The organism is uncultured Clostridium sp., assembly GCF_963515715.1.
Lineage (GTDB): Bacteria > Bacillota > Clostridia > Clostridiales > Clostridiaceae > Clostridium_AW.
The window spans coordinates 1-6,434 of record NZ_CAUPZS010000053.1; the positions used below are offsets into that span (position 1 = coordinate 1).

Below are 6,434 nucleotides of genomic sequence, written 5' to 3' on the forward strand. Positions count from 1 at the left end.
GATAAAAACATAAAAAGCCTCCTTAATGGTTGTACATCGTTAGTATACGATTAGGGACGGGTGGATAGCAAACGGCATGACTGGGAAAAACAATCATGCCATTTTTTATTTCTATAGTTTATATAGTATATTTATTGTCAATAACTATTGCCTCCATTTTTTCATTTCCTGCTTTTTCAAATCTACTAAAAACTTCCAATATTAATGCTTCTTTCTCTGTGGCTGGGTGTTTTTTTGAAAGTAATTCTTTAATTCTTTCTTTTCCTATAAATTTACTAAAGGCCCCTGGTTCAAAATAATAGTTTGCATGAGAGGTATCCAACCCATTTTTCTCAGTAAAATTTAAAGTTATACTCACAACATCAAGTAAGAATTTATATATATTATCCTGGTTTAATATTGCACTAAAGAAACTTCGTAATCTTTCTGGATCATTTTTACAAAAATATTTTAAAACTTCTATATTTTTGTACGAATAATTCTTTTCATCATAGATATCAACTGAACTACCGATAATATTATTAACGACTGTCTCTAAAAATACACTGACTTTCTTTTTCTTCGACTCCTCGGTCATCTTTTCATCGTCAATATCACAAAAAATTTCAAACCACAATTTTAAATTGTACAAGTTTTCTTTTTCCTCTTCTAAAATACAATCCAATTCTTCAACGGGTATTCTATTAATTAAATCAGCAATAATTAATCCTAATCTGTCCTCTAAACTTAATTCTAAGCCCGCTGGTAAAGATGCCAATACTTGATTATTACTTATGAGGATACGTATTAAACTTGCAACCATATTAATATCTATATCATCTGTGGATATTTGTAATCTTTGCAAAAATTCCTTTTGGAATATATGATTGTAACCTTCTAGAATATTTCGTAAGAGTTTTGTTTTTTCAATCTCCCTTATTTCATAACTATTAATTTTTTTAATAAATTCGTTCACCGACTCAGCAACAGCAATAAAATCATTGCTTGACTGACAGAAATATAAATCAAAATATTTACCACTAGATATGCTTCTTTTTTTAACAGCGATATTATATTGAGAATCCTCTCGTGTAAACCCTTCTACTTCTAAATCTTCCTTATGCATAAAACGTTCTACATAAGGAAAAATTTCAGAGAGCAAACTCAAATAATTTGAATATTTTTTATGGAGTTCTTCAAAATAAGCTTTTGCTTGTTTATTAAATTCTGATTTATTAAACGCAATATTCAGCGCAGTATTATCATCTTGATTATAAGAAATAAAATAAATTCTATTAGAATAAATACTTTTATATAATTCTAAATCGCTAAACTTAATTGTTTCTAACACTATTAATTCTTTATCATTTAAATACCTATTTTCTTGTAATGTATAATTGATTGGTCCGTTAACTAATCTACAAAAATCTCTCAATTCAAATTGGTTTTCACACAGAAAATCAATATATGATTCTAAATCAGTAATTAACTCTATCTTATTGTATGCGTTAAGAATGTTATTTAAGGAAGTGTCATATAATTTTTTTATGGTTTCCTTATGAATTTCTGGCACTCTAACTGGTAAATTTATTATCTTTTTTAAATAAGAATAATCCACATTCATGCTATTAAATACAGCTTTTACTCTTTCGTCGTCAAAAGAAAGAATATAAGTAACTCTATCGAAATTTAGGATTCCACTAATTAATTTAAACACTGTCAAGATATTAGTGTTATCCACTCTGTCCAGATTATCAATAATAAAAATGTATCTTTTATCGCTTGCGTTTAGAAAATCGTTAATTTGAGATTTTATATCTTCTATAGATTCTTCAGTTAAAAGAATATCGTTTATTCTAGCAGATTTACCTCCAAAAATAAGCGTCGGCAATTTCTTGATTGATTTTCGAACATTAAAAGTATTATATTTGATACCACTTTTTCTCAAAAGACATGCAAACATGTTCTCTAACATTACAGAATTATCATTAAATACTGAAGGATCAAAGGTATCTAAGATTAGTATATCTTTATCTTTCTTCAGTTTCTTTTTTACATTATTAATAATTGTACTTTTTCCTGAGCCCCATTTACCTTCTAAGCTAATAACAAAACACCTATCTGTTTTTATCGTTGCTACAGAATCATAAATATAATCTATAATTTGGTTTCTACCTAACAAGTCATAATTAACCTCTTCATCTTTTAATAGGACAGGTTCATTAGTTCTCTTTTCAAAATCATTTTCGAATAATTGCTTAAGAGAAATTATATTTGCTAATATTTCAATGTTATTTTCAGTTGTTATCTTTACTCTTCGTATAATTATATAAATCAAACATAAATTGATTAAACCGACGGCTAATAACGTATATAGCTTAACTTCATTTATAAAAATGCTCGACATCCCGTAAATACTACTGATTATTATCAAGTTGATTGTAAATATATCTAACAGATTTGTTGACTTCATATAATAAGCATCTTTAATCCCCTGTTCAATAACAAAGAGAAATATATACAAAAAACAAAACATTACACCAACACTAAACATACCCCACCCTTCAAGCATGATTAATTTTGATAGAAGATTTCTATTATCTATTAAAAGTAAAGCAAAGCTGAAAACCAGACAAAGTCGGAGTTGTTTGTGAAACGAATTGTACTTGTATACTTCCGAGAAGTACCTTTTAATTTTTTCGTATGTCAAATTTATCACTTCCTTTCATGAATTTTTGAAAAATATCTATCATTTACCTCTAGCTAAGCAGATTAGAAATTTCTTTTTCCCAGATAGCACAATGTATTATTCTCGCATGGCACAAATGCCCTTTGATTACATCTCGCTTAGTGAGTTTTGAACACTCTTCCCAATTCCCCTTAAAAACATATGTTGCTTGATCTAGTTGATTAGATTCAAAAACAAATAAATTTCTCGACTTAAAACCATAGACTAAATATTCGTTAAAACCATTGGCCCCATACGCCATAAAGTCCGGATGAAAAGATGAGATAACTGTGTGTCTCTTTTCTACAACCAGATTATTCTTTTTTGACCTCTTTTCTTTTTTCCATGGGTTACCTAAAACCTTGTCCCATGGATATTCACCAGGCGGAAGAATTGCCCATGATATTGATTTAATTTGAATATCACTACTTAAGGCTTTTTCTCTTTCATCGAATATTTCGCAACAACCGAAAATTTCTAGAAACATATTAACAATATGAGAAATTCTTTTTTTGTCTGAAATTTCTATTTTTTCTGATTTAATCATATTTGCATCTAATATAATTTCTTCTAACTGTGGTTCAAAAAATATTTTGGGGTAACAAAGTATTGTTACATAACACGTGCCATAATGATCTTTTTTATGCCAGTCAATCACATGATATTCTCTTTCAAATGTTCTAAATTCTTTAGCTTTATCTTTACAAACTACAAATTCACCATACATATTACGCTCTGTAACTTTGCCACATGGTTTTGGAATGATTTTGAGCCCTTTTTCGTATACTTCTATACCATTTTTTCTTTTCAAAACTCCCTTTGTTTCATCGTTACATTGAACTGCTACATAAATATATTCACTTTCTTTAAAAGCTTTTAAATATTTATCTATGGAATTAATTCTTTTCTTTTTGATTATCATATTTCACCTTTTCCCTAACTTTTTTTATAAATATAACCCAAATTTCTATGATACTTATCCTTCAGCTTGTATTCACAATTTCACCCTCCTTTAAAATAATCTTACAATTAGATTTTAACTGTTAAAAAACTCACAATCAATATCTCTTTTTATATATTTTATATACAAAGAAGCTTAGAAACACACGGTTTCTAAGCTTTCTTAATTTATTTTGATTTTACTTATCCCTCAACCCTCTTCGGCAAGTACGGTGCAAGTTCTTTTCGTAAGGCTTCGAGTGTTAGGCCAAAGGGAATTTTAATGTCATCGATTGGTTCGAGGACTTTTTCTAACTCCACTTCGCCCTGCTCATCTAAATAGTGATTCATTTTTCTTCGAAGCGATAGCAGCTCCTGCACAACGTTCTCTTTTCCAAAGGCGATAGCTAAAGAATACGCGTTATTGTCGCTATCCTCTCTGGCCCCTGAACGTTCTGCGATATACAGAATTTTCTCCATTACATACATCATCTCATAGAAATCCTGCTTCTTAATTTCAATCTTTTCATCCATGCCGACTACTCCCTTCAAATACAGTCTCTCACCACAATCATAAAGGCTCTAGAACTAAAATTCCAGAGCCTATTCCATTATTTTTTTCAAACATTATCTAACTACCCTAAGCTCTTCTTACAAATGAAAAATTTGGTTAGTATCTTTTCCCATATAAACTTTTTGCTAAATTTGTATATTTTCTTATAAAATCTGTTTTTGCCTCAGTATATGCATCTCTATCATGTTCAAATTTTTTCCAAAGCGATAGTTTTAAAATTTCATATTCTTTTCCTATTTCCTTATGCTCATTCAAATAATCTCTAAAATACAGCTCATCATTATCTTCGACAATTCTAATATGAAGATGGAATACTTTTTCTGCAAATCCTTGTTCTGTGTAACCTTTGTTTAATGTAATGCGGGTTTCAGTCATATTCATACATAGCCAACCCTTGTTTATTAGAATATTTTTAACAATATCTAAATCCGCCTTGTCATTCACTTCAACTAATACATCCACAATATTTTTCGCCCATATTCCTGATATAGCCGTGCTTCCGATATGAGATATTCTTTTTGTACTTTTACTCGGCAATGCTGATAATATTGATTTTCTTTCTTCTTCATACCATTTTGTCCACTCTTTATTATGTTTGACTAAAAATATCGGAAACAGTTGCCAAAGCTCTTTTAAACTCATTTGCTCGAATTTTTTATTCATATCTAACCTCTACAATTCTAATTTATATATTTACAGCATCTCATAGAAATCTTGCTTCTTAATTTCAATCTTTTCATCCATGCCGACTACTCCCTTCAAACACAGTCTCTCAATCCCAATAATAAAGGCTCCAGAACTAAATTTCCAGAGCCTATTCCATTTATTTTTAAAGCTAGCTTACTAAACTAAGTTTTTCTTCCTAATGAAATAAATTGGTCCGTTAAGAATGAAAGCTATCGGTATTGCCATATAGTTATATTCACCTTTTGTATAATAAACGGCATAGAATACGGTAACTCCCATAATAATACTTGCAATAAAATATTTGAAGATGCGATTCATTACATTCATCTCCATTCTATACGCTATTCAATCTTTTTGCTTAAAAACTTATCGAAATAACCCTTGTTTAAAAATAGAGACAACGTCCCAAAAACGAAGAACATGAATATAAATCTAAGCTCGCGATTCCATTGATCGAACCCAAGAAACAGGTCAAGAATTACGGCCAAGACTACATAACATAAATAACCAAAGAGAAACACTTTAATACCGCTTAATTGTCTCATTTTAATCTTCTCCTTACTTTTTTTTAGCAATTTTCCTCTATTTAATTATTTTTCTTTAATCAAGTCTGTCATATCATTATTTATCTTTTTTTATAAAACTGATAACACCAACAACTAAGATGATTGCTAAAGAAACCATCCCTACGAAAATATATGTTCCAAGATCCATTAATTTCGCCTCCCTGTTATTTTTTGATTCTATTATTCAACACAAATACTTTATTTAAATTCTATCAAGTTTGCACCTTAATAATTAACCGCTTTCATTTGCTTATATTATACTGCGCCTTTTTGCGAATTACTAGATTAGAGTTAACATTATTCTTAAAAATTTGGTACGAAATTGGTTCTGTTTTATAAATCAAAAGACCGTAACGAAGTCGTTACGGTCTCATTTTTGCTTATTTTTAAAGCTAGCTTACTAAACTTAGTTTTCTTCCTACTGAAATAAATCGGTCCGTTAAGAATGAAAGCTATCGGAAATGCCATATAGTTATATTCACCTTTTGTATAATAAACGGCATAGAATACGGTAACTCCCATAATTATACTTGCAATTAGATATTTGAAGATACGATTCATTTCATTCATCTCAGCAACTTCAAAGTTTTCATTCTGCAGAAGGTTCCAAAACTGGGATTTATATATCAAATTCCTGTATTCTAATAGAGTTGCCATAAATATCTGTAATCTCACTTTTTTCTTCATCTGTAAGATCATCAATAAATATGTACCATTCATTGGGATACCCACCAACAAATTGCGTTTTAGTCATTTCTTTTTGCTCCGGTTCTGTAGCCCTTAGACACAATCTGTTGTCGCCCCAAAATCGTGTAAGTGCTAATCGTTGCTTCTTGTATATAATATCCATACTTTTTATCTCCCACAAATTTCAACACTTTCATAACAGCAACATATTTGCTTCTGCTACTCCCATTCAATCGTAGCCGGCGGTTTGCTCGTGATGTCGTAGACGACGCGG

6 protein-coding genes are annotated in these 6,434 nt (G+C 30.0%); all 6 read right to left on the bottom strand.

Going from position 1 to position 6,434, the window contains the following annotated elements:
• Nucleotides 1-118 precede the first annotated feature (118 nt).
• On the bottom strand, nt 119-2,515 hold the full coding sequence (locus RYO54_RS19980) for a P-loop NTPase fold protein (RefSeq protein WP_315122446.1): 2,397 nt from the start codon (nt 2,513-2,515) through the stop codon (nt 119-121).
• Nucleotides 2,516-2,738: 223 nt separating this feature from the next.
• Nucleotides 2,739-3,629 (bottom strand): hypothetical protein, encoded by an 891-nt coding sequence (locus RYO54_RS19985; protein WP_315122447.1) that lies wholly within the window; start codon nt 3,627-3,629, stop codon nt 2,739-2,741.
• Between the two features lie 221 nt (nt 3,630-3,850).
• Complete coding sequence (locus RYO54_RS19990; RefSeq protein WP_315122448.1) at nt 3,851-4,180, bottom strand: hypothetical protein; 330 nt, start codon at nt 4,178-4,180, stop codon at nt 3,851-3,853.
• Nucleotides 4,181-4,316: 136 nt separating this feature from the next.
• On the bottom strand, nt 4,317-4,883 hold the full coding sequence (locus tag RYO54_RS19995) for a GrpB family protein (RefSeq protein WP_315122449.1): 567 nt from the start codon (nt 4,881-4,883) through the stop codon (nt 4,317-4,319).
• A gap of 1,209 nt (nt 4,884-6,092) precedes the next feature.
• Nucleotides 6,093-6,323 (bottom strand): hypothetical protein, encoded by a 231-nt coding sequence (locus RYO54_RS20000; RefSeq protein ID WP_315122450.1) that lies wholly within the window; start codon nt 6,321-6,323, stop codon nt 6,093-6,095.
• Between the two features lie 56 nt (nt 6,324-6,379).
• The coding region (locus tag RYO54_RS20245; RefSeq protein ID WP_143806714.1) for a hypothetical protein at nt 6,380-6,434 on the bottom strand (55 nt) is incomplete at its 5' end.

Coding starts and splice junctions, on each gene's coding strand:
- RYO54_RS19980 (WP_315122446.1), bottom strand. CDS start 2,515: ATGTTTTGTTTTTTGTATATATTTCTCTTTGTTATTGAACAGGGGATT.
- RYO54_RS19985 (WP_315122447.1), bottom strand. CDS start 3,629: ATGATAATCAAAAAGAAAAGAATTAATTCCATAGATAAATATTTAAAA.
- RYO54_RS19990 (WP_315122448.1), bottom strand. CDS start 4,180: ATGGATGAAAAGATTGAAATTAAGAAGCAGGATTTCTATGAGATGATG.
- RYO54_RS19995 (WP_315122449.1), bottom strand. CDS start 4,883: ATGAATAAAAAATTCGAGCAAATGAGTTTAAAAGAGCTTTGGCAACTG.
- RYO54_RS20000 (WP_315122450.1), bottom strand. CDS start 6,323: ATGGATATTATATACAAGAAGCAACGATTAGCACTTACACGATTTTGG.